Annotated in this window: 19 protein-coding genes and 1 pseudogene; 3 read left to right on the top strand and 17 right to left on the bottom strand. The window is 72.4% G+C overall.

The genetic code is table 11. From position 1 onward, the window contains the following. Window positions 1–61: 61 nt before the first annotated feature. Together OG361_RS33830 and OG361_RS33825 are read right to left on the bottom strand one after the other, a co-directional pair. On the bottom strand, window positions 62–745 hold the full coding sequence (locus OG361_RS33830; RefSeq protein ID WP_405859640.1) for a permease prefix domain 1-containing protein: 684 nt from the start codon (window positions 743–745) through the stop codon (window positions 62–64). Next, window positions 742–1,086, bottom strand: a complete 345-nt coding sequence (locus OG361_RS33825; protein WP_405859638.1) for a PadR family transcriptional regulator — start codon at window positions 1,084–1,086, stop codon at window positions 742–744. The genes OG361_RS33830 and OG361_RS33825 overlap by 4 nt, the downstream gene beginning before the upstream one ends. A 99-nt stretch (window positions 1,087–1,185) precedes the next feature. Here OG361_RS33825 and OG361_RS33820 point away from each other — a divergent pair, with 99 nt between their 5' ends. Beyond that, window positions 1,186–1,674 carry a hypothetical protein gene (locus OG361_RS33820; protein WP_405859636.1) on the top strand — a complete coding sequence of 163 codons (489 nt, stop codon included), beginning with the start codon at window positions 1,186–1,188 and terminating at the stop codon, window positions 1,672–1,674. A gap of 17 nt (window positions 1,675–1,691) precedes the next feature. Here OG361_RS33820 and OG361_RS33815 read toward each other — a convergent pair whose 3' ends face one another. From OG361_RS33815 to OG361_RS33795, 5 genes and pseudogenes are all read right to left on the bottom strand, one after another. After that, the gene (locus OG361_RS33815; RefSeq protein WP_405859634.1) at window positions 1,692–1,883 is read right to left on the bottom strand and encodes a hypothetical protein; all 192 of its coding nucleotides are present in this window, start codon (window positions 1,881–1,883) and stop codon (window positions 1,692–1,694) included. Window positions 1,884–1,941: 58 nt separating this feature from the next. Next, window positions 1,942–2,484, bottom strand: coding sequence for a hypothetical protein (locus OG361_RS33810; RefSeq protein WP_405859632.1), 543 nt, complete (start codon window positions 2,482–2,484; stop codon window positions 1,942–1,944). Window positions 2,485–2,794: 310 nt separating this feature from the next. After that, window positions 2,795–3,475, bottom strand: coding sequence for a hypothetical protein (locus tag OG361_RS33805; RefSeq protein ID WP_405859630.1), 681 nt, complete (start codon window positions 3,473–3,475; stop codon window positions 2,795–2,797). Further along, complete coding sequence (locus tag OG361_RS33800) at window positions 3,475–4,014, bottom strand: SigE family RNA polymerase sigma factor (RefSeq protein WP_405859628.1); 540 nt, start codon at window positions 4,012–4,014, stop codon at window positions 3,475–3,477. Before OG361_RS33800 ends, OG361_RS33805 begins: the two co-directional genes overlap by 1 nt. 184 nt (window positions 4,015–4,198) lie before the next feature. Next, window positions 4,199–5,224 (bottom strand): annotated as a pseudogene (locus tag OG361_RS33795) (LacI family DNA-binding transcriptional regulator); the annotation flags it as partial. Between the two features lie 315 nt (window positions 5,225–5,539). On the opposite strand from OG361_RS33795, the gene OG361_RS33790 reads away from it, so the two are divergent. Continuing rightward, entirely contained in the window at window positions 5,540–8,467 is a 2,928-nt protein-coding gene (locus OG361_RS33790) for a glycoside hydrolase family 2 TIM barrel-domain containing protein (RefSeq protein WP_405859626.1), read from the top strand. 338 nt (window positions 8,468–8,805) lie between these two features. On the opposite strand, the gene OG361_RS33785 is transcribed toward OG361_RS33790, so the two are convergent. The 10 genes from OG361_RS33785 to OG361_RS33740 form a co-directional block, all read right to left on the bottom strand. After that, on the bottom strand, window positions 8,806–9,867 hold the full coding sequence (locus OG361_RS33785) for a rhamnogalacturonan acetylesterase (RefSeq protein WP_405859624.1): 1,062 nt from the start codon (window positions 9,865–9,867) through the stop codon (window positions 8,806–8,808). 20 nt (window positions 9,868–9,887) lie between these two features. Then, a complete protein-coding gene (locus OG361_RS33780) occupies window positions 9,888–12,620 on the bottom strand; it encodes a Tat pathway signal sequence domain protein (protein WP_405859622.1) in 2,733 nt (910 codons plus the stop codon). A gap of 102 nt (window positions 12,621–12,722) precedes the next feature. Next, window positions 12,723–13,304, bottom strand: coding sequence for a hypothetical protein (locus OG361_RS33775; RefSeq protein ID WP_405859620.1), 582 nt, complete (start codon window positions 13,302–13,304; stop codon window positions 12,723–12,725). Window positions 13,305–13,320: 16 nt separating this feature from the next. After that, a complete protein-coding gene (locus OG361_RS33770) occupies window positions 13,321–14,271 on the bottom strand; it encodes a carbohydrate ABC transporter permease (RefSeq protein WP_405859618.1) in 951 nt (316 codons plus the stop codon). After that, window positions 14,268–15,299: a carbohydrate ABC transporter permease gene (locus tag OG361_RS33765; RefSeq protein ID WP_405859616.1), complete on the bottom strand. Its 1,032-nt coding sequence runs from the start codon at window positions 15,297–15,299 to the stop codon at window positions 14,268–14,270. Before OG361_RS33765 ends, OG361_RS33770 begins: the two co-directional genes overlap by 4 nt. After that, window positions 15,299–16,549, bottom strand: a complete 1,251-nt coding sequence (locus tag OG361_RS33760) for an ABC transporter substrate-binding protein (RefSeq protein WP_405859614.1) — start codon at window positions 16,547–16,549, stop codon at window positions 15,299–15,301. The genes OG361_RS33765 and OG361_RS33760 overlap by 1 nt, the downstream gene beginning before the upstream one ends. 193 nt (window positions 16,550–16,742) lie before the next feature. Beyond that, a complete protein-coding gene (locus OG361_RS33755) occupies window positions 16,743–18,266 on the bottom strand; it encodes an alpha-N-arabinofuranosidase (RefSeq protein ID WP_405859612.1) in 1,524 nt (507 codons plus the stop codon). 96 nt (window positions 18,267–18,362) lie between these two features. Then, window positions 18,363–19,166: a phosphatidate cytidylyltransferase gene (locus OG361_RS33750; RefSeq protein ID WP_405859610.1), complete on the bottom strand. Its 804-nt coding sequence runs from the start codon at window positions 19,164–19,166 to the stop codon at window positions 18,363–18,365. Continuing rightward, entirely contained in the window at window positions 19,163–20,929 is a 1,767-nt protein-coding gene (locus tag OG361_RS33745) for an aminotransferase class I/II-fold pyridoxal phosphate-dependent enzyme (RefSeq protein ID WP_405859608.1), read from the bottom strand. The genes OG361_RS33750 and OG361_RS33745 overlap by 4 nt, the downstream gene beginning before the upstream one ends. A gap of 229 nt (window positions 20,930–21,158) precedes the next feature. Then, the gene (locus OG361_RS33740; RefSeq protein WP_405859606.1) at window positions 21,159–24,062 is read right to left on the bottom strand and encodes a glycoside hydrolase family 48 protein; all 2,904 of its coding nucleotides are present in this window, start codon (window positions 24,060–24,062) and stop codon (window positions 21,159–21,161) included. A 274-nt stretch (window positions 24,063–24,336) separates the two neighbouring features. On the opposite strand from OG361_RS33740, the gene OG361_RS33735 reads away from it, so the two are divergent. Further along, a complete protein-coding gene (locus OG361_RS33735) occupies window positions 24,337–25,896 on the top strand; it encodes a cellulase family glycosylhydrolase (protein ID WP_405859604.1) in 1,560 nt (519 codons plus the stop codon). Window positions 25,897–25,907 lie beyond the last annotated feature (11 nt).

The following is a 25,907-nucleotide window of genomic DNA, read 5'->3' as shown; positions in this document are numbered from 1 at the left end:
TGTCCCTAGGTCGCCGCCGGCCGCGGAAGGGTTGCCCCCGTACGAGGCCCGACGCCGGGCGTCAGCCGAGCCGCGCCGTCCTGGCCACCGGCAGGCGGGCGCAGCGGCGGCAGGCCCGGGCCGAGGTCGCCACGACGGCGTGGGAGGCGGCCGCGAGGGCTCCCGCGAGGGCGAGCAGCGGCCAGTTCGTGGCGAGGGCCGAGGCGAGGGCGAGCGCGAGCGTCGTGACCGCCATGGCGACACCGGCGGTGGTTCCGGCCCAGGCGATCACGAGTGGCAGCCGGGGCGGTGTGGGCAGCCGGCGGGCGAGGGTGCCGGTGAGGGCCAGGGTCGCGGCGGCGAGCAGCGTGGCGGCGATCGCGACGCCGGCCAGGTGCACGGCGAGCAGCTGGGCGGCTCGGGGGATCGGCCCCGCCGGGTCGGCGGCGGGGGTCCCGGCCAGGTACCAGCAGGCGATCAGGAAGGGGGCGGTGAACGCGACGGCCCGGGCCGTGTGCCGGGCCTGGGCGAGGGTCAGCTCCCGCTGGCAGCTCGGTACGAGCTCCTCGACCGTCCCGAACTCCCGTACCGCCGCGCGGATCGCGTCCGGGTGGGAGCTGCCCCGCTCGGCATGGGCGTCCGTCGTGTCGGCGAGTCCGCCGCGGATCTCCTCGACCAGCCGGGCCTTGGCGCGGGCCGGGCCGTGCAGGGCGGCCGTCAGGTCGGCGGCGTACGCCTCGACGGGGTCGGTGCCGGGGGCGCTCACGTGGCGAGCCCGGGCGGCGGCGTGGTGGGGTTCAGGACCGAGCCGATCGCGGCGGTGAACTCGTTCCACGCCGTCCGCTCGCCCGCCAGGGTGTGCCGGCCCGCGTCGGTGAGCTCGTAGCAGCGCCGGCGCCGTTCCCCGGAGGACTGCCAGCTGCTGCTGAGGAGTCCGAGCCGCTCCAGCCGTTGCAGCGCCGGATAGATCGTGCCCGTACGCAGTTCCAGCGCGCCGCCGCTGCGGTGCTGGACCGCGGCGATGATCGCGTACCCGTGCAGCGGGCCCTGTTCGAGCACCGCGAGCAGCAGTCCGTCCAGGTGCCCTCGCACCGCATCCGCCTTCATGAGTAGGCAGCCTACCCAAAGGATCGGTAGGCAGTGTATGTATTGGCAGCCAACATATAGGCAGCCAATGAACCGAGTACTGACGCGGAGGCATGCGCCGTGACCGAATTCCTGTTGTCCGTCCACGTCCTGGTGGCGATCGTCACGGTCGGTTCGATCACCGTGGCCGCCTCGATGTTCCCGCGTGTCGCGCTGCGGGCCTGCGGCGGTGGGGAGGGGGAGCGGGAAGGCCGGTCCTCCGGGGGGACCGGGACGGCGCTGCTCCTCCACCGCGTCTGCACCGGGTACGCCGTCGTCGGCGTCGTCGTCCCCGTCTTCGGGATCGCGACCGGCGCCCAGCTCGGCGTCCTGACCGACGCCTGGCTGATCGTGTCGCTCGTGCTGACCGCGATCGCCGCGGCCCTCCTCGGCCTCGCCGTCCTGCCGGGCCAGCGGCGCCTGCTCGCCCTGGCCGAGGGCGCGGCCTCCGAGGAGGAGGCGCGGCCCGTGGCGTCCCGACTGGCCATGCTCACCGGGGTGTTCAACGTCCTCTGGGCGGTCGTCGTCGTCCTGATGATCGTCCGCCCCGGCTCCACGACGGGCGTTTGACTCCCGAGGCTGAACCGTCACCCGCGGGCTCGCCGCCGCTTCCCGTACGCGACGGCGAGGACGGCGAGCAGCGGCCCCCACAGGACGAGCGGGGTGTAGCAGACGTAGAAGGAGGCGGCCTCCCAGCCGCCGCCCTCGCTCGGGAAGTCGGCGGGCAGGGCGTCGCCCCGGACCGTGGTGCCCATGACCTGGGTGGCGAAGGAGAGCACGCTCCACAGGAGCGTGAGTGCCGTGGCGCCTAGGGGGTGTCTTGTCGATCAGGCCGGATCAGGGAGCGGCGTCTGGTGCCGTGGATCGCAAGGCGGAGGAGGGAGTCATGGCGGTGGGGGCACCTCCCGTGCCCGAAGGGCTACGGGGGACCATGGCGAGTGACGACAACGCGGCGAGGCGCGGTGCCAGACGCCGCGAGCCCGGCCTGATCGACAAGACACCCCCTGGGGCGGCCGGGACGAGCACCGCCGCCGGGGGGATCCGGCGGCCCCGCAGGATCGGGACCCAGCCGGGGACCACCTCGCCCCAGCGGGCGATCAGCCCCATCGCGGTGAACGCGACCGCCTCGGAGAAGACGGAGAGGAAGACGACGTACAGCCGCTCGCCGATCCCGATCCCGGCGTCGAAGGCCGCGGGAAGCCGCCAGAGGCTCGCCGGAAGGACGGTGAACGGTACGGCGTAGGCGACGAGTCGGATCCGCCGGGACACCCCGGGCACGGGCTCGTGGGCGGCCCGCCAGGCGGCGCGGAACCGCCCGGGGCCGGGGTGCGCGGGGCGGTCGGTGGGCGGGGTCTCGGCGTGCCGGATGCGCTGCTGCATGCGCGGTCCTCGGGTCCGGTGGGCCGCCGCGCGGCCCGTTCGCTTTCGACGATCGCGGACGGGCGTGGACGGGGGATCACGCCGTGGACCGAATCGGCTCCCCCGCACGGCCGAGACGGCGGTACGCCCGGAGGGGCAGGGAGGCTGCGCCGGAACGCCGGGACCGCCACTGCGCGGGACCGTTACTACACGGGACCGCGACTGCACCGGGCCGTCGTCACACGGGCCGTCACTGCACAGGCCGTCACTGCACGGGGCCCGTCAGCGCGCGGGCCCTTCACCGCGCGGGGGCCTTCACCGCACGGGCCCTTCACCGCGCGGGGGTCGCTCCGAAGCCGCCCCGGAGGGTGGACCGGCCGCCGTCGGCGCCCGTGAGGACCACGGTGTACGTGTCGGCCGAGGCGTCCCGTACCCCTTCGGCGTGGTTGTACTGGACCGCGAAGACATGGCGGCCCGGCGGGACCGTACGCCCCGGTCTGAGGGCCCACCGGTAGACCAGGGCCCCGGGCTCCTCGGTGACCGTGACGGTGAAGTCCTCGGCGGGGCGGGTGCGCCAGTGGCCCGTGCTCACGACGCCGGCCGTGCGGGCGACCCGCACCTCGACGACGAGGCCCGCCACGGACGTCTCCGTCGTCACGGCGAGATCGCCCTGCGCCCACCAGCGGTTGCTGCCGGGGTCCATGGTGCCGGCCACCGCGGCCACCGGCCCCGGCGCGGGCGGCGCCGTCGCCGGCGGGACGGACCGCGGCTCCAGCGTGGTCACGGCCAGCCCGCCGACACCCACCACCCCGGCGACGGCAACCGCCACGGCCACGGCCGCCGTCCAGCGCCGACCGCTCCACGGGAGCGCCCGCGGCCCGGCCGGGCGGGGCCGGGACGCCTGGGGCGGTGCGGCGAGGCCGCGTTCCACCCGGGCGAGGATCCGGGCGTGGTCCGGCCGGTGGGCGAGCGCGGCCTCCCGCAGCTCCCGGTGCAGCTGTGCCTCGTCCATCAACGCCTCCCCGCGACGAGTTCGGTGGCAGCCCGGTCGCCCAGGAGGCGCTGGAGCTCCGCCATCCCCTTGGCGGTCTGGCTCTTGACCGTACCGACCGAGATCCCCAGCGCGAGCGCGGTGTCGCGCTCGGAGAGGTCGAAGGCGTGCCGGAGCACGACGCAGGCGCGCTTGCGGAAGGGCAGGGCGCGCAGCGCCGTCCGTACGTCGACGACGGCCGGGACGTCCGGGTCCTCGACGTGGTCGGGGCGCCGGTCCCAGAAGGCGGCGATCCGGCGCCGTTCGCGCACGGTGCCCCGGATCCGGGTACGGACGAGGTTGGCGACGACGCCCCGGGCGTAGGCCGCGGGGTGGTCGGCGGCGCGGACCCGGTCCCAGCGGTGCCACAGGGCGAGCATGGCGTCGGCCGCGAGGTCGTCGGCGGCGTCGGTCTCGCCGGTCAGCAGGTGCGCGAGGCGGGCGAGCTCGGCGTAGTGGCGCGCGAAGAAGGCCCGGAACTCCGTCGCGCACTCGTCGGCGTCAGCGTCCGCCGTGACCACGACGGCCCTCGGTGGACTCGGTGGGCGAGGTGGGCTCACTGGGCGGGGTGGGCTCGGTGGGCGGGGTGGGCTCGGTGGCCGCGCCGGACCCGACGGGCGAGCCGGGCGGGGCGGGCGAGACGGGCGGGGCGGACCCGACAGGCGATCCGGGCCCTGCGGGCGAGCCCGACAGCCCGGTGCGGGCCGCCGGTCCCGTGCTGGCGCGCTCGGTCAGCCGGGGCGCGATCAGCTCCGTACCCCGCGCGGCCTCGCCGGCGAGGCGGCCGACGAGCCGTTCGACGGCCAGCCGCCCCATCTGCTGGGCGGGTACGGACACGGCGGTGAGCGCTACGGAGGCGTGCACCGCGACCTGGTCGGGGCAGATGGCGACGACGGAGACGTCCTCGGGCACCGCGCGGCCCTGGTGGCGCAGGAGCGCGAGCAGCGGTTCGACGGCGGCCTCGTTCTGGACGACGAGGGCCGTGGTGCCGGGGCGTTCCTCGAAGACGCGGGTGACGGCGGCGGCGACGGCCGCGTAGGTCCCCTCGACCGGCCGGTGGAGCAGGCCGACACCGTGCGCGTCGGCGGCGGCGCGCAGTCCGGTGAGCGTGCGCGCGGCGAAGCCGGTGCCGCGCGCGTAGACGGCGGGAGGCTCGCCGAGGACGGCGATCCGGGTGTGGCCGAGGCCCGCGAGGTGCTCGACGCAGCGCGCTCCTGCGGCCTCGAAGTCGAGGTCGACGCAGTCGAGAACGCCCGAGTACGCGGCGTCGGCGGCCGCGGCGGTCTCGGCGGGCAGTCCGATGAGGACGGCGGGCCGTTCGGCCTCCTGGAGGCAGGGCAGCCGCGGGTCGTCGAGCTCGACGTCCATGACGATCATGGCGTCGGCGATGGCGCTGCCCTCGACCCGGCGGACGGCCTCGGGGCCCTCCTCGCCGGTGAGCAGCAGGACGTCGTATCCGTGGGAGCGGGCCGTGGTGGTGACGGCCATCGCGATCTCCATCATCACCGGCACGTAGAGGCCGGTGCGGAGGGGCATCATCAGGGCGAGGATGTCGGTGCGGCTGCTGGCGAGCGCGCGGGCGCCCGCGTGGGGCCGGTAGCCGAGGGTGTCGATGCTGTGCTGGATCCGCTCGCGCGTGGGGGCGGATATGGAGCGTTTGCCGCTGAGCACGTAGCTGACGGTGCTGGCCGACACCCCGGCGTGGCGGGCGACATCGGCGAGGGTGACCACGTGCGCGCTCCTCGGCAGTTCCCGGTGTTCCGGGCGACCGCCCGACGGTGATGGTTCCGGGCGACCGCCCGATGATTCGGCTCCCGACCCTAAGCGGCCGCTCGTCGAGCTGTCCAGGTGGGCCTCCAAGAGTCCAAGGGTCCGATGGCCGCACGGGGTTGTGCGCGCACCTCCCGCGCGATGGGATGAATCCCGGACGGAAAGCGCATTCCGCATCACTGGCCTCCTCTTTCCCTCAGGCCAACTCCCTTCTCTCGCGCCCCTCCCACCCCTTCCCCTCACCCTCACACTCACCCTCACTCCGACAGGAGGACCATGTCCGACCTGCCCTGGTACGAAGACGTCTCCCCCGGCCGCGGCACGCTGCCGCCCCGCGCCTGGTACGCCGGCTCCGACGCCGCCGCCCTCTCCCTCAACGGCTCCTGGGACTTCCGTCTCTCCCCCACCGCCGACGCCGAGGACACCTCCTTCGCGGCCCCGGACTTCGACGCGAGCGCCTGGGGCACGGTCACGGTGCCGGGCCACTGGGTGCTCCAGGGCAAGGACGAGGAGTACGGCGGCCCCGCCTACACCAACGTCCAGTACCCCTTCCCCGTCGACCCGCCCCGCGTCCCGACCGAGAACCCGACGGGCGACCATCTGCGCCGCTTCGACCTGCCCGCCGACTGGCCTGCGGGCGGCGAGGCCCTCCTCCGCTTCGACGGAGTCGAGTCCTGCGCCCGGGTCTGGCTCAACGGCACCGAGCTCGGCGAGTTCAAGGGCTCCCGGCTGGCCCACGAGTTCGCCGTCGGGCACCTCCTCACCGCGCGGGACAACGTCCTCGCGCTCCGCGTCCACCAGTGGTCCTCCGGCTCGTACCTGGAGGACCAGGACCAGTGGTGGCTGCCGGGCGTGTTCCGTGACGTGACCCTGCTGCACCGGCCGGAGGGCGCCCCCGGCGACTTCTTCACCCACGCCTCGTACGACCACACGACCGCCACCGGCACCCTGCGCGTCGAGTGCGACGTCCCCGGCCGGGTCACGGTGCCCGAGCTCGGCCTCGACCTCGCCACCGGGGAGTCGGCGACGGTGCCGGTCGAGCCGTGGAGCGCCGAGACGCCCCGGCTCTACGAGGGCGAGCTCAGGGCCGGCGGCGAGCGGATCCCGCTGCGGATCGGCTTCCGGACCGTCGCCGTGGAGAACGGGGTCATGACGGTGAACGGCCGCCGGATCCTCTTCCGTGGCGTGAACCGCCACGAGTTCCATCCGGAGCACGGCCGGAGCCTGGACCTCGCGACCATGCGCGAGGACGTGGAGCTGATGAAGCGGCACAACATCAACGCGGTCCGCACCTCGCACTACCCGCCGCACCCCGCCTTCCTCGACCTGTGCGACACGTACGGGCTGTGGGTGATCGACGAGGGCGACCTGGAGACGCACGGCTTCGAGGACCTGGACTGGCGGGGCAATCCGGTCGACGACGAGCGCTGGACCCCGGCGCTGCTCGACCGGGCCGCCCGGCTCGTGGAGCGGGACAAGAACCACCCCTCGGTGGTCATCTGGTCGCTCGGCAACGAGTGCGGCACCGGCGCCGGTCTCACCGCGATGGCGCGGTGGATCCGCGACCGCGATCCGTCCCGGCTCGTCCACTACGAGGGCGACCGCTCCTGCGCGGACACCGACGTCTACTCGCGGATGTACCCGCCGCACGCCGAGGTCGAGGAGATCGGCCGCAGGGCCGACGAGGGCCCGGAGGCCAGGCGTCGGCTCCCCTTCATCCTCTGCGAGTACGCGCACGCGATGGGCAACGGACCGGGCGGACTCTCCGAGTACCAGCGGCTGTTCGAGACGTACGAGCGCTGCCAGGGCGGCTTCGTCTGGGAGTGGATCGACCACGGTCTCGTCCACCCGGTGTACGGCCACGGCTACGGCGGCGACTTCGGGGAGGAGGTGCACGACGGGAACTTCGTCTGCGACGGGCTCCTCTTCCCCGACCGGACGCCGTCGCCAGGGCTCCTGGAGTACAAGAAGGTGATCGAGCCGGTCCGGATCGCCCCCGGCCCCTCGAACTCCCCGGACTCCGTGGGCTCCGTGGGCTCCGTGACCTCGTTGACCTCTGTGGACTCCGTCCTGGTGACCAACGGCCACGATGTCGTCGATCTCGCGCATCTCGCCTTCACCTGGTCCTTCCTGGCCGACGGCGAGACCCTCGCCACCGGTCCGCTCGACGTGCCGCCGCTCCCCGCCGGAGAGAGCGCGCGGGTGGCCCTGCCCGTCCCGCCCGCGTATCCGGCGGGGGTCGAAACCCTGTGGACGGTAAGGGCGTTGCTGGCGCACGACACGGCCTGGGCGCGCGCCGGACACGAGGTGGCCTGGGGACAGGTCCCCGTCTCCGCCCCGGCCCCCGCGCCCCGCGAGGCATCCGGTGCACGGCCCGTCCGCACGGCCGACCGGATCGCCCTCGGCCCCGCGGTCTTCGACGCCCGCACCGGCGAACCGCTCGCCATCGGCTCCCTCCCCGTCACCGGTCTGCGCCTCGACGTCTGGCGGGCGCCCACGGACAACGACGAGGGCGCGCCCTGGCAGCCCGACGAGCGCCACGGTCCGCTCTGGCGCGAGCTCGGCCTGCACCGGATGCGCCACCGTCTCGACGAAGTCGCCCTGGACGAGGATTCCCTGACAGTGCGGACGCGGGTGGCGCCGGCCGCCCGGGACGTCGGCCTGCGCACCACGTACCGCTGGACCTCGGACGGCGCCGCGCTGCGGCTCCGTGTCGAGGTCGTCCCCGAGGGCGAGTGGCGGGTGCCGCTCCCCCGGCTCGGGGTCCGCCTCGGCCTGCCGGCCGCCCTGGACAGGGCGGTCTGGTACGGCGCCGGGCCCGGCGAGGCGTACCCCGACACCCGGGCCGCCGCGCGGCTCGGACGGTGGGAAGCCCCCGTGGACGAGCTCCGGACCCCGTACCTGCGGCCGCAGGAGAACGGGGCGCGGATCGACACCCGTTGGCTGGTGCTCGACGGGGCAGGCGGGGGCGTACGGGTGGAGGGCGAACCCGCCTTCGCGTTCACCGCCCGCCGCTGGACGACGGAGCAGCTGGACGCGGCCGACCACCCCACCGATCTGGTGCCGGGCGACACGCTCTGGCTGCACCTGGACCACGCCCAGCACGGCATCGGCTCCCAGTCCTGCGGACCGGGCGTGCTTCCCGCGTACCGGCTGGACGCGGCCCCGGCGTCCTTCTCCCTCGCCTTCGCCCCGCTCGGCTGACCTGAGCCCCGGCCCCGCTTCGGGGCCGGGGCTCAGGTCATGTTGAAGTACGGCAGGGGGCCCGCCGGCTGGCCGACGGTCACGCGGCGGATGACCGCGATCGCGAGGACCGCGCACAGGATGTTGAGGCTCTCGTCGACCGGGTTGCGGTAGTCCGTCTGGTCGAGGACCAGCAGGTGGAAGGCGACCGAGAGCGGGCCGGGATACGGTGCCGCCGCCGTGGTCGGTCACGGCGGCGGTGATCATCCGCATCGTGGGGGCGCTCCGACCCGCCGTCCAAGGGTCGGCGACCCTTGGACACGGCCTCAGGGGTGTCTTTCCGATCAGGCCGGACACGGCTAGCGGAGCAGCGGCTCCGGGACGATTCCCCGGGCCCGTAGTTCCGCCGCGACGAGGGCCGCGTACTCCGTGGCCCCCCGGACCGAGGTGTGGGTGTTGTCCCGCTTCTCCGTCGTCAGATAGAGCGCCTTGGACGCCTCGGGCCCCAGCTGTTCGACCCGCGCCTTCGTGAGGGCGGTGAGGTCGATCAGCGGGGTGCCGAGGGAGCCCGCGAGGGCGCGGATCTCGGCGGGGTGGTCCACGCCGAGGCCGTTGACGAGCAGCGCGGTGCCGTTGTCCAGGGTGCCGTCGGCGTTGAACCAGCGGCGGACGATCGGGGTGACGAGGACGGGTTCGCCGCCCCTGGCCCGTACCCGCTCGACGAGGCTGGTCAGGTTGGCGCGGTAGGTGGCCGCGTCCGTCTGCTTGTCGTTGTGGGCGAGCTGGACGAGGACGGGGTCGCCGGGGCGGATCGCGGCCTCGACCGTGTCGAAGAGCGCCGGGTTCGCCAGGAAGGTGACGGTGCTCTCGCCGGAGTCGGCGTGGTTGGCGACCGCGATCCCCCGCTTGAGGTGGGTGGGGAGTCGCTGGCCCCAGCCGGTGTACGGGTCGCCCGGCTGGTCGCAGACGGTGGAGTCGCCGACGAGGAAGAGGCGCCGGGCGGCGGGGGCCGGGGTGACCCGGAGCGCGGTGACGCGGGGGGCCGCGCCGCCGAGGACCAGGTCGAGGCCGGGGGTGCCGGCGGGGCCCGTGGGCTCGCCCTCGGGCTCGCGGACGTCCACGGTGAACGAGCGCCGGACGGTCTCCCCCGCCGCGGTGGCGGTCTCGGCGAGCAGGGCGCGCCGGGTCTCTCCGGTGACGGCGGTGGAGCCGGCGGTCCCGCCGCCGAGGGTGACGGTGACGTCGTACGTACCGGGGGCGACGTCGAAGTGGCAGGCGAGCTCGCCCGTGGCGGTGCCCGTGGCCGTGGCGGCGCAGTGGTCGAGGCCCTGGCCGTACGGGCCGTCGGCGCGGGCGGCGGGGGCCGCCGCGAGCGACCCGAGGAGGGTCGCCGCGGCGGTGAGGAGTGCGGTCCTTCGCATGGTCCTGTTCCTCTCGGTTCTCACGCGGGGAGGTGGTCGCCGACCAGGGCGAGGTTCTGGATGGCGGCCAGCCCGTACAGGGCGGTGGTGTTGGTGCTGATCCACAGGTGCTCGTAGCCGGGTTCGAGGGCGGCGGAGCCCTGGACGGGGGTCTTGTCCCAGACCATGTCCGCCGTGTAGCCGTCGCTCTTGTCGAACTTGACCCAGGCGCGCTGGGCGAGCTTGGTGTCGCCCAACTGGGCTGCCGCGTAGGCGTCCTGGCGCGAGTGGCCCTGGAAGAGGAGGAGGGTGCCGAAGTTCTTGCCGTAGCGGGCGGCCTGTTCGGTCTTGGTGGCGTTGAAGTAGCGGCAGTAGTCGAGCCAGGCCGTCTTGAACTGCGGGATGTCGACGAGGTCGATGAGTTCGGCGCACATCTCGACCAGGCCGAACATGGCGGAGAGGTGGGAGACGCCGACGACGGGCTCGGTCGCGACGGCGAAGCGGCCGGTGTCGAGGTCGTAGAGGCCGGTGCCCTGGACGAAGCCGTTGGGCTGGGCGGCGATGGTCTCCATGGTGGAGCGGAGCCGGGCCTCGGCCTTGGCGGCCTTGGGGCCACCGCGCTCCCACTCGGTGAGCCAGGCGGCGGCGAGGCCGCTCCAGTCGGTGCCGAAGCCGACGGAGAGGGCGTGCCGGTCGGGGGTGTAGGGCTCGGTGCGGATCTTGCGGATGGGGTCGAGGACGAGGAAGGTCTCGTCGGAGTCGACGAGGTCGTGCATGAGGTCGCCGACGCGCTCGTCGGCGGTGAGGAAGTAATAGGGGCGGCGGTAGACGGCGGTGGAGATGCGCTGCTGCTTGGCGCTGTCGGCGAAGTGCTGGACGCCGTGGCGGGTGCCGAGTCCGGCCCAGGTGCCGAGGTGGTAGACGTCGACCTCGCCGGTGTGGCGGGTCATGGCCTCGGCGAAGCGGAAGACGTCGGCGCGGCCGGAGCGCAGGTAGGCGTACCAGAGCCACAGGTCGGGCGAGAGCTCGGAGTTGTCCCAGGCGTAGCCGCCGATGTCGTACCGCCACTGGTGACGGTCCTCGTCGTAGGTGTGCATGATGTCGCCGTAGTCCCAGAAGCCGTACCAACGGCGCTGCTCCGCCTGGTCCTTGTAGTAGGTGAAGAGGTAGTCGAGGTGGTCCTCGATCTTCGCCTTGGCGGGGGTGGAGCGGTCGACGGGTGAGAAGAGTCCGCCGAACACCCGGGCGCGGACCAGGCCTTCGGGGCCGACGGCGAGCTGTGGCGGGGTGCGGACGGCGGCGGCCTGGGCGACGAGGGTCTCGGCGGCGGGGGTGGCGGCGTTGGCCCAGAACATCAGCTCGCTGGTGCGGGCGATGCCGTACGGGGTGCCGAAGCCCGGCTCGTGGTCCTCGTAGGTGATGTTGAGGCCTTCGAGCTGCTCGGGGAAGGTGTCCTGGCCCATGCCGTCGTGGTAGAAGCGCAGGTCCATGGGCTGGGCCTCGGGCGACCAGAGCCAGAGGGTGACCTCGGCCTCGTCGCCGGCGGCGCCCCGGATGTCGAGCTGGGCGGGGTGCTTCTGCCAGAAGTCCCGCAGACCGAAGGAGAGTCCGCCGGTCACGCCGCCGACGTAGCCGAAGCCGTTCGCGCGGCGGCCGCCGCCTGCCGGGATCCAGCCGTGGCCGGGCTTGGTGCGCTTGCGCAGGGCGAAGCCGTCGGCGGAGAGCTGGGAGAGGGTGTAGTCGCCCCAGGTGGGGACGTACTGCATGCGGGTGGTGACGCGCTGGTCCCAGGTGGCGGGGTCGGGCAGCTTCTCGCCCTTGACCTGGGCGGTGCGGACGGCGGCGCCGGGGTCGCGGCGCAGGCCGGTGATGCCCTGGACGGCCTCGGTGAGGAAGCCCGCGCCCTCACCGGCGATCCGGACGTGCCGGTCGTAGGCGGCGTCGCGCATGGGGACGGTGAAGCGGACGCCGAGGCCGCGGATGAAGTCCTTGTTCTGGTCGCCGTCGTAGGTGATGGTGTGGACCATGCGGAAGGACTCGGAGCCCGCGTAGAAGTAGAGACGCACGGAGAACGGCAGCCAACTGCGGCTGCCCTTGCGGTGCTTGCCGTCGATGCGGACCACGGCCCGGACGGGGCCGTTCTGTTCGACCGTGGCTCCGGAGATCTCGCCGTCGAACCGCTCCCACTTGGCGTTGCCCTGGTCGCCGTCGTCGAGGTCGCTCTGCCGGAGCAGGACGAGCCGGCCGTCGGTGGCGATCTTCACCCCGTCCCGGGTGACGGACTCGACGAGCTTTCCGCCGTCCTTCCACATCACGGCGCGGACGGTGCCGGTGTCGACGGTGATCCGGCGGTCGGTCTCGGTGACGGAGACGGCCTTGGCCGCGGTGGCGGGGGCTCCGGGGGCGAGGGTGAAGCGCTCGGTCCCGGCGGCCTCGGGCCCGACGGCGTGCGCGGTCCACTTGAGGGAGCCGTCGGGCCAGCGGGCGGTGGTCCAGGTCTGTACGGGGACGTTCGCGCCGTCGGCGGTGGTGAGCGCGAAGGACTGGTCGGCGGGGTGGACGCCCTTGGGCCAGGCGGCGCCGAAGGTCGAGCCCGCGGCGGCACCGAGGCCGCCGGGCTCCAGCCAGGTGACGGTGGCGGGCCGGTCGGCCGCCGGGGTCTCGGCGGGCGCGGCGGCCCGGGCGTCCCCGCGTCCGAGCACCCAGCTGAACTGTGCGGCGGCTCCGGCCACGGCGGCGGCCTTGAGGAGGGAGCGGCGAGGTATCGCGGACATCAGAATCCCTTCATGCGCATGACGGAGAGCGCTGTCGCGGCGGGGCGCGCGGGGACAGCGGAGGAGCAGAAGAAGGAGAAGGAGGGGGCGTACCCCCGGCGACTACACGGTCGCCGGGGCGGGGGCGGGGGTTCGTCGTTCGACGGCCAGCGCGGCGGCGACCACGATGCCGAGGGCGGGCAGGGCCAGCGGTGCCGAGAACCGGGCGGAGGCCGCGATCACCGCGAAGCCGCAGACGACCAGCAGGGAACCGGCCGGATCCCGCAGGGTCCTGCGGGCCGCCGGTGCCAGGAGCTCGCGCCAGCGGGCGCCCGGGTACCAGGACGCGCACGCCCGCAGCAGGGCGACGGCGAGCCCGAGGGCCACCAGGACCCCGACCGCGCCCACGAGCCGGGCGCCGGGCAGCGCCCCCGCCCGTACGACGGCGAGGTCCGCCCACAGCAGGGCGAGGGCTGCCCAGACGGCGAGGCCCACGAGCCAGCCCCGGCGCGCGGCGGCGCGCAGGTCGGCGGCGAAGAACCGCAGACCGGCCTCCTCGTCGCCGGTCCAGCGCCGCAGATGGGCCGAGCCGGCCGCGAGGGCCGCCGGCAGCGTCACCAGCGGGAGCGCGGCGACGGCGATCCACACCCCCACGAGGAGGCACTCCGCGAAGACCCCGAAGCGGGCCAGGAACCGTGTTCTCATCTCGCCGGCCACCCCCTCAGCCCTTGAGGCCCGAGGTGGCCATGCCGTCGATGAGGTACCGCTGGAAGGCGAGGAAGAAGGCGACCACCGGGAGCAGCGCCACGAGCGACATCGCGATCATGCCGCCGTAGTTGGCGACGCCGTCCTGGTCGACGAACATCTTCAGGCCGAGCGAGACGGTGTACTTCTCCGGTTCGTTCAGGTAGATCAGCGGACCCATGAAGTCGTTCCACGCGTTGATGAAGGTGAAGATCGCGCTGGTGATGAGGGCCGGCCGGCAGAGCGGCAGCACGATCGACCAGTAGGTCCGCAGGTGCCCGCAGCCGTCGAGGCGGGCGGCCTCGTCCAGCTCCTTCGGCAGCCCGCGCATGAACTGGAGCATCAGGAAGACGAAGAAGGCGTCCGTGGCCAGGTACTTGCCGAGCAGCAACGGCGTGTAGGTGTTGATCAGTTCGAGCTTCTGGAAGAGCACGTACTGCGGGATGAGCAGCACGTGGTACGGCAGGAGCAGCGTGCCGATCATCAGGGTGAAGAGCACTCCGCGTCCGGCGAAGCCGATCTTGGCGAAGGCGTACGCGGAGAGCGAGCTGGAGATCAGCACGCCCACCACCGAACCGACGGCCAGGAAGAGGGAGTTGCCGAAGAAGGTGGAGATGGGGATGTCGGCGATGCCGTCGGCGAGCCGCCGGTAGTTGTCGGTGATGGGCTCGGCGGGGAAGAGCGTGAGGCTGCCGACGATCTCGTCGTTCGGTTTGAAGGAGCCGCCGATCACCCACACCACGGGGTAGAGGATGACCGCGAGCACGGCCAGGGCCCCCAGGTGCCAGGCGACCGATCCCGCCGTGCGCGGGGGGCCGGTCCTCGTCCCGGTGCGTGTCCGGCGGACGCGTGTCCCGCGGGTGCCGGTCGCTCCTGTGCCGTTCGCTCCTGTGCCGGTCGCGTCCGTGCCGGTGCGTGCGAGGCTCATCGGGCCCCCTCCTCGTAGTGCACCCAGCGCCGCTGGGACCAGAACAGCACCGCCGTGACCAGGCCGACGGCGAGCAGCAGCATCCAGGCCATCGCCGAGGCGAGACCCATCCGGCTGTTCTCGAAGCCCTGGATGTAGAGGTAGCAGGTGTAGACGAGCGTGCCGTCGGCCGGCCCGCAGGCGTTGCCCTGGCTGCCGATGATGTAAGCGGAGCCGAAGATCTGGAAGGAGTGGATGGTCTCCAGGAGCACGTTGAAGAAGAGCACCGGGGAGATCATCGGCAGGGTGATGTGCCAGAACCGCCGCCACGGGCTCGCCCCGTCGACCTGTGCCGCCTCGTACAGCTCGCGCGGCACCTGTTTGAGTCCGGCCAGGAAGATGACCATCGGGGCGCCGAACTGCCAGACGGTCAGGGCGACCAGGGCGTAGATGATGCGGTCGGGGTCGCCGATCCAGCCTCCGGCGTCCATGCCGAAGACCTGCTGCGCGCGGTCGACGGCGGCGCCGTCGGAGAAGATGGCGCGCCAGACGATGGCGATCGAGACGCTGGCGCCGATGAGCGAGGGGGCGTAGAACGCGGCCCGGTAGAAGCTCTGGCCGCGCCGGCTCTGGTTGAGCAGCAGGGCGACGCCGAGCGCGGCGGCCAGTTTCAGCGGGGTGCCGATCACCACGTACCAGCCGGTGATCTCGACCGAGGTGCGCCAGCGGGCGTCGCCGAACATCTCGGTGAAGTTGTCGAGGCCGATCCACTTCGGTGCGTCGAAGAGGTTGTAGTCGGTGAAGGCGAAGTAGAGCGAGGCCACCATGGGGCCCGCGGTGAGCAGGAGGAAGCCCGCGATCCAGGGGGACATGAAGAGGTACCCGGCGAGGTTCTCGCGGCGGGCCCCTCGGGGGCGGGAGCGGCCCGCCGGCCGGCCCGGGAGCCCGCCGCCCGACGGGGAGTCCGCGGGTGCGGTCCCCCCGTCCGGGAGGCCGGCCCGCGCGGGATGCGGTGCGGGGGTCGGTGCGGAGGTCACGGCGGCGTCCATCAGGAGGAGAGCGCCGTCTTCGCCTCGGTGAAGTACTGCTTCACCGCGTCCGCGACCGGCCGCTCGCCCAGGGACATCTCCTCGGCGAGCCGCATGAAGGCGGCCTCGCAGACGTCGGCGCCGGCTGGGTGCGGGGTGATCGGCTCCAGGACGCGGGACTCGACGAGCTGCTTCTCGTACGCGGCGATCTGCTTGCCGACCTCGTCCGCCGGGACGTACGCCTGGTACTGGGCCTCGGTGGCCGGGACGCCCCGGTCGTAGCCCATGATCTTCCCGACCTCGGGGTCGTGGACCATGAAGTCGATGAACTGGGCGGCCTCCTTGGGGTGCTTGGTGCGCTTGGAGGCGCTGAGCATGAGGGAGCCGAGGTACTGGCCGGTCTTGCGGCCGTCCGTGGTGGGGATGGGGGCGAGGCCGTACTGGCTCTTGCCCTCGGAGGTGTAGCGGACGGCGAAGTTGTCCCAGGTGAACTCGCAGCCGGCGAGTTCGGCGGTGACCGCCGACTTGGGCTTGGCCGGGATGGTCTTCTTCGGATCGGCGTAGACGCCGGACTTCACCCGCGCGAACGCCTTGGTCCACCAGTCCGTCAGGTCCGCCTCGGTGAAGCCGAGGCCGGAGGCGGTGAAGAAGGCCTTGCCGTGCTGGCGCAGGTAGAGGTCGTACAGGTACATGATCCCGTACGGGCCCGCGTCGCCGGCCCGGCCCTGGGTCTCCTGGATCCTGGCGAGGGCCGCGTGGTACTCGTCCCAGGTCCAGCCCGGCTTCGGGGTGACCCCGGCCTTGGTGAAGACGGCCTGGTCGACGACGAGGGCCATCGAGTTGCTGCCGACGGGGACACCGAGGAGCCTGCCGTCGACCTCGCCGAACTTCTCCAGGCCGGCCCGGAAGCCGTCGAGGCGGAGGTTCCCCGCCCCGGCCTGCTCGCGCAGGTCGAGGAGGACGTTCTTCGCGTCGTACTTGCGCAGGAAGCCGATGGCGTTCTGGAAGACGTCCGGCGCGTTGCCGCCCGACGCCTGGGTGTTGAACTTCTTCCAGAAGTCGGCGTAGGGCTGGAAGTCGGTCTTGATCTTGATCTTCGGGAACTTCTTCTCGAAGAGCGCGATCGACTGGTTGATCCGCTTGGCCCGGTCCTCCGAGCCCCACCAGCTGTACCGAATGGTGACCGTGCCGTCTCCGGAGCCCGAGCCGGTGCCACAGCCCGCCGCAGTCAGGCCGAGAGCCGCCAGCGAGCCGCCGGCGACCTTCAGCATGCTTCGACGGTCAACAGTGCTTTGAGTACGCACAGTTCGTCCTCCGCGCGTTATTAGAACGTTTCAGGAAAGCGCTTGCTGGGACAAAGTAGGGTCGTCCGCCAGCCACGTCAACGCTTCGGACAGGATCTTTCGAAGCGCTTCGAAGCGGCAGCGCGGTCCACCCTTGTGAAAGGATTCAACAAGAGCCCCGTCAGGCCAGCCGGATGACGTTCCAGGACATCGGCTCCAGGACGGCCCGCAGCAGCCCGTCGTCGAGCGTCGAGCCGTCCACCGGGTGCGGCACGACACGCTCCGGCTCGTCGAGCGTGTTGCGGGCCTCGGGGTCCGCGTCGGCGAGCGCGCTGTGCTCGACGACCCGGTCCAGGCCGAGGCCGCGCAGGGTCACCTCCAGCGGCAGCGGCGCGTTCCGGTCACGGTTGACGGCGAAGACGGTCACCGTGCCGTCCTCGCCGCGTACGGCCGTGGCGTGCAGCAGGGGCACCTCGCCGAACCTCGCCGTGGAGTACTCCGGCGAGTCCACGCGGACGTCGAGGACGGTGCCTCGGCCGTGGCGGGAGGCCTGGGCGAAGGGGAAGAAGGTGGTCTGCCGCCAGGCGGCACCGCCCGGCTCGGTCATGATCGGGGCGATCACGTTGACGAGCTGGGCGAGACAGGCCACCGCGACCCGGTCGGCGTGGCGCAGCAGGGCGATCAGGAGGGTGCCGAAGACGACGGCGTCGGTGACGGTGTAGACGTCCTCCAGGAGGCGCGGGGCCTCCTGCCAGTCCTCCACCGCGTGCGGATTGGGCCGGCGCTGGTACCAGACGTTCCACTCGTCGAAGGAGAGCGTGAGCCTCTTGCCGGACTTCAGCCGGGCGCCGACGTGGTCGCAGGTCGCGACGACCTCCTCGATGAAGGCCTCCATGTCGACGGCGGAGGCGAGGAAGGAGTCGCGGTCGCCGTCCACCTCCTCGTAGTAGGCGTGGAGGGAGACATGGTCCACGACCTCGTAGGTCTCCGCGAGGACCGTGGCCTCCCAGGCGGCGAAGGTCGGCAGCCCGCGCGCCGAGCTGCCGCAGGCGACGAGTTCGAGACCGGGGTCGATGCTCCGCAGGGCACGGGCGGTCTGGGCGGCGAGCCTGCCGTACTCCTCGGCGGTCTTCTGCCCGGTCTGCCAGGTGCCGTCCATCTCGTTGCCCAGGCACCACAGACGTATGCCGAAGGGGTCCTTGTCGCCATGGGCGGCGCGGCGGTCGGAGAGCTCGGTGCCGCCGGGGTGGTTGGCGTACTCGACGAGGTCCATCGCCTCGGTGATGCCACGGGTGCCGAGGTTGAGCGCCATCATCGGCTCGGCCTCCGGTCCGACCTTCCGCAGGAAGGTCATGAACTCGCTCAGGCCGAAGCGGTTGGTCTCGGTGGACCGCCAGGCGACGTCGAGCCGGCGCGGCCGGCCCTCGACCGGGCCGACGCCGTCCTCCCAGCGGTAGCCGGAGACGAAGTTGCCTCCGGGGTAGCGGATCGCGGTGACCCCCAGCTCGCGGACGAGCTCCAGGACGTCGGTGCGCAGACCGTCCTCGTCGGCGGCCGGGTGGCCGGGCTCGTGGATGCCCGTGTAGACGCAGCGCCCGAGGTGCTCGACGAAGGAGCCGAAGAGGCGGGGGTCGACGGGGCCGACGGTGAAGTCGGGGTCGAGGGTGAAACGAGCGGTGCGGGTGGTGCGTTCGGCGTGGGACACGCGGATCCCTCTCGTTCAAGTTGTTCGAAATATCGACCAACGGTCGTATGTCCGAACGAGAACGTAGGAGGGGAGATCGCGCGCGTCAATGGAGGCTCAGCCCAGGACCAGCAGCACCGCCAGGGCGACGAGGAGGGAGTCGATCCGGTCCAGCAGGCCGCCGGAGCCGGCCAGCCAACGGCCGGCGTCCTTCACCCGGGCACCCCGCTTGACCATCGACTCCAGCAGGTCCCCCAGCGGGCCGCCGACCGCCACGGCCACAGCCGTCTGCCACGTCAGCGACGACAGCACGGCGAGCGCGCAGAGACCGGCAGCCGCCCCGGCCAGCGTGCCGCTCCACCTCTTGGCGGGCGACAGCGGGGAGAGCCGGGGGCCGCCGAGACGGCGACCTGCCCCGTACGCGACGATGTCGGCGATCGACACGGCCACGAACAGCACGAGGCCGAGAGCACCCGACGACACGAGACCGGCCAGGGCGCCCAGCCACACGAGCCCGAGCAGGCCCGCCCCCAGACGGCGGAGCCCGTGCTCGGCGTCGCCCGACAGCAGGGGCACTCCGGCGATCGCGAGCGCCCCGACCGCCGCTGCCCGGAGCACCTCCCCGGGTGCCAGCCAGGCGGTCAGGACGAGCCCGACGACGGCCGCGCCGAGCACCGCCCGGTCCACCGGGCCCAGCCGCAGCAGCCCGCCGAACTCCGCCACCGCGACCACCCCGACCACGGCCGCGAGCACCGCGATCCCCGGCGGACCGAGCCAGAACGCGGCGGTGACCAGGGGCACTCCGAGCGCCCACACACACCAGCGGACCATCAGCTCACGCCGCCGGGTCGCCGCCACCGCGAGCCCTCCGACCGCCAGCGCCCCGCCGAGGTACGGCACGAGACCGGGGACCGTCGTCACCGGGAGACCCGCCCGTCCGGCATGCCCGACGCCACCGCCACCGGCGCGCGCAGCGCGTCCAGGGCGCTCCGGCACGCCGCCACGATCCGCGCGTTCTCCGCCGTGTCGCGGACGGCGACGCGGACGGTCCGCCCCTCGTACGCCGGGGACATCGGCGACAGGTCCCGCAGGTACACGTCGTGGCGGCGGCACTCACGCACCAGCCGGGCCGCGCTCGGCCCGTCCGGCGGCAGGGTCACCGTGAGGAAGTTCGCCACCCCCTCGTCGACCGAGGAGAACCCGTCGAGCTCCGCGAGCCCGGCGGCGAGCCCCCGGCGCAGCACGGCGGTGCGCGCCCAGCGTTCCGCGTAGTACGCGGGGTCGCGCAGCGCCGTCACGGCGGCCAGCTGGGCCGGCAGGCTCACGGGCCACGGCGGCGTCCAGCGGCGCAGCTCCCCGGCCGTGTCCGGGTCTGCCACCAGATACGCGGCCCGCATCCCCGACAGCGCGTACATCTTCGACAGCGACGTGCAGACCACGACCCGGGGGTCGACCGAGGCGAGCCCGGCCAGCGAGTCCGCCGGATCGACATAGCCCAGGTACGCCTCGTCGATCCACCACCGGGTCCGCGCGGGCGAGGCCTCGATCACCGCGCGCAGCGCGTCGGCGGGAGCGTGACGGCCGGTCGGATTGTTCGGATTGACCACCACCACGAGGTCGTACCGTCCGCTCCGGGTCGCGGCGGCGAGCCGGGCCGGATCGAGCAGCCAGCCGTCCTCCGGGCTCAGCCGGAGCCGGTCGACCCGGCAGCCGATCACCCGCTCGGTGACATGGGCGTACTCGCCGTAGCTCGGATCCAGCAGGAGCACCCGGCTCCCCGGCGTCAGCCACCGGCCGAACGCCCGGAAGATCAGGTCGGACGAGCCCGCCCCGACGACCAGCGACTCCACCGGCAGCCCACGGACCCCGGCGAGCTCCGCGAGCAGACCTTCCGCGCCCGTCGGAGGCGAGGTCCGCGCCACCCACCCCGGATCCTCCGACAGGACCGCGCGGACATCAGGGGACGGCGGGAACCAGGCGTCCAGCACATCGGCCCCGACCACCTCGTGACGACGGGTCAGCGTCCGGAAGTCCGTACCGATCGCCGAGAAGAAGGCACCGCCGTGCTCACAGCCGTCCGCGCGCGGCGCGAACTCCACGTCCAACTGCCAGTCCAGGCCCGCCCGCAGCCGCTCCAGGGTCCGGCCGTGGCGCTCCCCGACCGTCCTCGTCAGCTCGGCCACGGAGCCGCTCAGCACCTCGAACGAGACGGCGCCCGAGCGGACCGTGTGCCCCGTCGGCCGCAGCCCGGTGGCGAGGTACATGTCGAGCAGTTCCGTGCGTCCCATCGCCACCACCCGGCGGCCGCCCCGCGCCGCGACCCAGCGAAGCGCCGCGTACATGAGGAGCGGCGCCGCCGCGGTGGACCGCCAGCGCTCCTCGACGGTCAGGACGCGGATCTCGAACGGCGCCTCCTCCGTCAGGACCGGCAGCTCCTCGCGTGTCAGGTACTTGTCCAGGGAATAGCGTCCGACCCAGGGCGGGGTGAGACTGACGAAGCCGATCCGCGTCTTCCCGCGCGCGGCCACGAGATACACGTTGTCGCCGTCGAGCCCGTCGCTCAGCCGCCCTGACGGATCCACCGGATGCTGTCCCAGCTCCTCCGCGTACACGCGATGGCGCAGCTCGTGGATCCAGTCGTGATCACTGGGCGTGGCAGCGCGCAGCTGCAAGGCGTGGTGCATGTGTGTCCCCCTGAGACGCTCCGGTATGCGCGCACCAGCATGGAGGAGTCCGGGTGACGACACCTGAGTACGCGTACTCACCCTGGTGACGCGGAAGTTGAGCACGGTCCGGAGGCACGTTCGCGGAGCCACGGAGAAGGTGAGGGGGAACGACCGAAGGCCGGGCGGGCCCCATCGGGGTCCACCCGGCCTCGTCGTACGCGGAGCCGTCTCCAAGCGGGGCGGGCTGTTATTCGAGCAGCTCCGCGTACGAGCCCATGGCCAGGGCGATGTCCGCCTGGGCCCAGAACCGGTGGTAGGTGAAGACGGGGGCGGCGCCGCCCGCCAGGTAGGCCTCGATCTTCGGCCAGGCCGGGTCGTCCTGGTAGAAGGTGCGCATCGAGGCGAAGGTGGAGGAGTTGTTCACCGTGTCGCCGTTCGGCATGACGCCGGTCCAGCCGCTCGGTACGTACACGGGGTCGTCGAAGCGGTTGTAGTCGGCGCGGGTCTCCGCGACGGCGATGCCCAGCGGGTCCTGGTGGTGGTCCCACATGCCGTCGAGCAGGGCCTTGGCGACGCGCTTCGCCTCGGCGTGGCCGGACTTGGCGGCGTAGTACGTCAGGGTCTTGGCGTAGGCGGCGGCCACGCCGACGTCGTTCGTGTAGTCGGCGACGGTGACGTGCAGCCCGGCGTTGGCACCGGGGTTCGCCGCGTTCCAGGTGTCGGGCGCGCCGGACCACTGGAGGGTGGAGGGGATGCGGTAGGTGCCGTCCGGGTTGATCGTGGTCTTGGACAGCGCCCAGGAGACCCACTTGTCGAGGACCGTCTTGGCCTCCGCGTCACCGGTCTGCTGGTAGTACTCGGCGACCCGCTCCATGGACCAGGCCTGGAAGCCGAACCACTGGTTGGACGCGGGGTCGTGGTAGACGGGCTTCTCGTCGTAGAAGAGGCCGTGGAAGGTGGGCGTGCCGGCCGGCGGGGTGGCGTAGCGGCCCTGCCAGCTGTTGGTGGCACCGCCCGCGATCGCACCCTCGTCGGACTGGAGCCAGCGGTAGAACTCCAGCTGCCGGTCGAGGCTGGTCGCCCAGTCCGCCGCGCCCGTCGCCGACTTGGGCTTGAGCGGGGCGTAGGCGCTGAGCGCGTACGCGGCGAGCGGGTTCTGGTAGCCGCCGTGGGCGTGGCTGGAACCGATCCGCCAGGACCAGCCGGCCGAGGTGTCGGTGGCGCCGCCCCAGGCGTAGTACCAGGACATCAGGTAGTGCGCGCTGTCCTTGCCGGTGCCGGCCGGGCAGGCGGTCGGGCCGACGCAGTTCCCGGCCTTCTTGAAGTACTTGTCGAACATCGAGTAGCGCAGGTAGTCACCCATCTTGGCGGCCTTGCCGACGGTCGTGGCGACCTGGGTGCCCTTGCCCTGGCCCTTGGCCCAGAGGTCGGCCCAGTAGGCGGCCTGGACGGCGCGGGCGTCGGCGTCGGGGGCGTTGGTGAACTTCCACTGCTTGGCGTAGGAGGCGTCCCCTGTGAAGAGGTCGAGGTAGCCGTTCTTCCCGCCGTAGGAGAAGTTGTCGCAGGTGGGGTGGGTGACGGTCTCCCAGACGGACTCCTGCGGTCCGCGCTGGAAGGTGTTGATGTAGGAGGGGCCGGTCGCCGTCGGGCCCGCGGAGCACTTGCCGGGCTCGTTGCCGAAGCCGTAGACGTTGTCGACGTCCTGGAGCCAGTGCATGCCGTAGACGTCGTCGGTGCCGTAGGCGCTCTTGAGCTCGCCGGCGATCGGGTCGGAGCCCGAGGTGACGCCGGAGTCGAGCCTGGCCGGGTACTGCGACGGCAGGTCCCACTCGGGCGCGTAGGTGGCCGGCTTCGCCGCGTTGTAGGAGGAGGCGGTGGCCTGGTCGGCGTGGGTGGGGATCATGAATTTCTCCATGGTCTCCCAGGCGCCGTTGAACTTGGTCCAGTCCCCGGTGATCTTCCCGTACATGGCCTGGAGCCAGATGAGGTAGCTGTACGCCTCCGAGGTCGTCTCGTGCCCGTGGTCGGGGGCCTCGACGATCAGGGTCTCGACGGAGTGGTACGGGATGCCCTCGGGCGAGAAGTAGCCGTTGGCCGGGTTGGTGATCTTCCCGTGGAGGTCGAGGAAGCGGGCGTCGTACGTGGAGTCGGCGGCCAGCTGGGCGACGGTGACCTCGGCCTTGGCGTGGCCGGGGGCGGTCGCGGTGAAGACGGCCGAGCCGGTGCCGGTGGCCGCGGCGGCGACGGTCACCTTCTGGGCGGTGTTCCAGTTCGCCGGGGTGAAGGTGAGGCTCGCCGGGGTCGCGGTGAGGTTGGTGTTGCCCGAGGTGCGGGCGACGCTCACCGTGACGTTCGCGGTGGGGGCGGTGGAGAGCTTCAGATCGAAGGTGCCCGTGGTGCCCTGGCGTACTCCGAGCTGGCTCGGGGAGGCGACCAGCGCGGCTCCCGCGGCGACGGTGATGCCGACGGGCGCGGACTCGGCGGAGGCGCCGAGGCTGTCGTAGGCCTTGGCGTAGAGGGAGTGGGACCCGGCGGCGAGGCCGGCCGCGCTGAAGGCGAAGGGCGCGGTCGTGTCCGTACCGAGGAGCGTGGTGTCGCTGTAGAACTCCACCTTGCCGACGGTGGCGCCGTCGGCCGCGGCCGCGGTGGCGGCGAGCGGCACCGCGTCGCCCTGGGTGAAGACGGCGCCGGCGGCGGGGCTGGTCAGGACGGCGACCGGCGGCTGGTGGGCGCCGGTACAGGGGGTGCCGTTGACCGCGAAGGAGGTCGGGGCGGCGTTGGTCCCGCTGTAGGTGAACTGGGCTCCGGTGGTGGCGGCGGCCCCCGGGGCGAGGGTGCCGTTCCAGGACGCGTTGGTCACGGTGACGTTCTTGCCCGACTGGGACCAGAGGCCGCTCCAGCCGTTGGTGAGCTTCTGGTCACCGGCGTACGAGTAGGTCAGCGTCCAGCCGTTGAGGGCCTCGGCGGCCCGGTTGGTGAGGGTGAGTTCGGCGGTGAAGCCCGAACCCCAGTCGTTGGTCTTGTAGTCGACGCTGCACTGGACGGACGCGGCCTGGGCCGTGGAGACGGCGCCGACGGCCGTGAGGCCGAGGGGGAGGGAGAAGGCTGCGGCCAGCGCGGTCAGCGGCCGGCGTGGTCGTAGTCGCGGCATGAGGGTGGTTCTCCTCGCGGCTCGGGAGGATGGGGGTGCGAAGAGCGAATGAGCCTGTGGGGACAAGCTCTGAACCAGTGGGAGCGCTCCCACTGTGCAGTTGGGGCGCATCGACGTCAAGATGTGCGAAGAGTCGAAGGCAGATGACAGGGGAATTTACTCAACCCCTCTTTTGCTTGGCGTCTGTTGACGCTACGGTCTGCCCGACCAGTGGGAGCGATTCCGTCCAGTCGGCACATCGTCACAGGTGTGCCCTCGCTGTCAGGACTCGCTCATGCGACATCCCCCACGTCTTTCCGCGCTGCTCGCAGGAGCGGCGCTCACGATGGCGAGCACCTCGCTCGCCGTCATGGGTACGGCCTCAGGAGCCGCGGCCGCACCCGTCTGCACGGTGGAGTACTCGGTCACCGGCCAGTGGGCCGGCGGCTACCAGGGTGCGGTCACCGTCACCAACAACGGTGCCGCGCTGAACGGTTGGAGCCTCGGCTTCGACTTTCCGGCCGGCCAGGTCGTCAGTCAGGGCTGGGGCGGCAAATGGTCCCAGTCCGGGACCGCCGTCAAGGTCGTGAACGAGAGCTGGAACGCGGCGCTCGGCACGGGCGCGAAGGCGACGGGCGGCTTCATCGCCTCCTGGACGGGCGCCAACACGGCACCCACCGCCTTCACGCTCAACGGCACGCCCTGCAACACGGACGCGCCGCCGACGCCCACCCCCACGCCGACGCCGACGCCGACCACTCCCACGCCCACTCCCACTCCCACCGACCCGACGACTCCCCCGACCACGCCCCCGACCCTGCCGCCGCCGACCCCGGTGTCCGGCGCGCCCGAACTCAGCGTCACGGGCAACAAGTTCACCGACCAGAACGGCGCGGTCCGTCGCCTCCTCGGCGTCAACCGCTCCGGCGGCGAGTTCATGTGCGTCCAGGGCCACGGCTTCTTCGACGGTCCCGTCGACGACGCCTCGGTCAAGGCCATCGCCGACTGGAAGGCCAACACGGTCCGCATTCCCCTCAACGAGGAGTGCTGGCTCGGCCTGGACAACATCAAGCCCGAGTACCGGGGCGCGAACTACGTCAACGCGGTCAAGGACCTGGTGACCAAGGTCCTCGCCCACGGCATGACCCCCGTGGTCGAACTGCACTGGACACACGGCCAGTACACGGGCAACTCCGCGGGCTGCTCCGACGTGCACGCCTCCTGCCAGAAGCCGATGCCGGGCGCCCAGTACACCCCGGCGTTCTGGACCTCGGTGGCGAACACCTTCAAGAACGACAAGCGGATCGTCTTCGACCTGTTCAACGAGCCCTATCCGGACCGGGCGACCTCCACCGCGACACAGGCCTGGTCCTGCTGGCGCGACGGCGGCACCTGCCCCGGCATCGGCTACGAGGTCGCCGGCATGCAGGACCTGGTGGACGCGGTCCGCGCCACGGGGGCGAAGAACCTCGTCCTCGTCCCGGGCATCGCGTACTCCAACGACCTGAGCCAGTGGCTCGCGTACGCCCCCACAGACCCGGCGGAGAATCTGGCCGCCGCCTGGCACGTCTACAACTTCAACTCCTGTGCCGACGAGACGTGCTGGAACAACACCCTCGCCCCGGTAGCCGCCGAGGTTCCTCTCCTCGCGGGCGAGATCGGTGAGAACACCTGCGGACACGCGTTCATCGACCGCGTCATGAAGTGGTTCGACGACCGCGGCCTCTCGTACCTGGGCTGGACCTGGAACACGTGGAACTGCAACTCCGGTCCCGCACTGATCAGTTCGTACGACGGCACCCCCACCGCATTCGGCATCGGGCTGCGCGACCACCTGCGCAGCCTCACCCCCTGAAAGGAATCCCC

The organism is Streptomyces sp. NBC_00090, assembly GCF_045160815.1.
Taxonomy (GTDB): Bacteria; Actinomycetota; Actinomycetes; order Streptomycetales; family Streptomycetaceae; genus Streptomyces.
Note: the sequence above shows the minus strand (reverse complement) of the source record. Positions and strands in the feature narration are given on the sequence as shown.

Bases quoted from the DNA above. Each gene is read 5' to 3' on its own strand.
- OG361_RS33760 (WP_405859614.1), bottom strand. From the start codon at position 16,549: ATGCTGAAGGTCGCCGGCGGCTCGCTGGCGGCTCTCGGCCTGACTGCG.
- OG361_RS33765 (WP_405859616.1), bottom strand. From the start codon at position 15,299: ATGGACGCCGCCGTGACCTCCGCACCGACCCCCGCACCGCATCCCGCG.
- OG361_RS33780 (WP_405859622.1), bottom strand. From the start codon at position 12,620: ATGTCCGCGATACCTCGCCGCTCCCTCCTCAAGGCCGCCGCCGTGGCC.
- OG361_RS33825 (WP_405859638.1), bottom strand. From the start codon at position 1,086: ATGAAGGCGGATGCGGTGCGAGGGCACCTGGACGGACTGCTGCTCGCG.
- OG361_RS33735 (WP_405859604.1), top strand. From the start codon at position 24,337: ATGCGACATCCCCCACGTCTTTCCGCGCTGCTCGCAGGAGCGGCGCTC.
- OG361_RS33775 (WP_405859620.1), bottom strand. From the start codon at position 13,304: ATGAGAACACGGTTCCTGGCCCGCTTCGGGGTCTTCGCGGAGTGCCTC.
- OG361_RS33770 (WP_405859618.1), bottom strand. From the start codon at position 14,271: ATGAGCCTCGCACGCACCGGCACGGACGCGACCGGCACAGGAGCGAAC.
- OG361_RS33805 (WP_405859630.1), bottom strand. From the start codon at position 3,475: ATGGACGAGGCACAGCTGCACCGGGAGCTGCGGGAGGCCGCGCTCGCC.
- OG361_RS33810 (WP_405859632.1), bottom strand. From the start codon at position 2,484: ATGCAGCAGCGCATCCGGCACGCCGAGACCCCGCCCACCGACCGCCCC.
- OG361_RS33745 (WP_405859608.1), bottom strand. From the start codon at position 20,929: ATGCACCACGCCTTGCAGCTGCGCGCTGCCACGCCCAGTGATCACGAC.
- OG361_RS33740 (WP_405859606.1), bottom strand. From the start codon at position 24,062: ATGCCGCGACTACGACCACGCCGGCCGCTGACCGCGCTGGCCGCAGCC.
- OG361_RS33785 (WP_405859624.1), bottom strand. From the start codon at position 9,867: ATGCGAAGGACCGCACTCCTCACCGCCGCGGCGACCCTCCTCGGGTCG.
- OG361_RS33790 (WP_405859626.1), top strand. From the start codon at position 5,540: ATGTCCGACCTGCCCTGGTACGAAGACGTCTCCCCCGGCCGCGGCACG.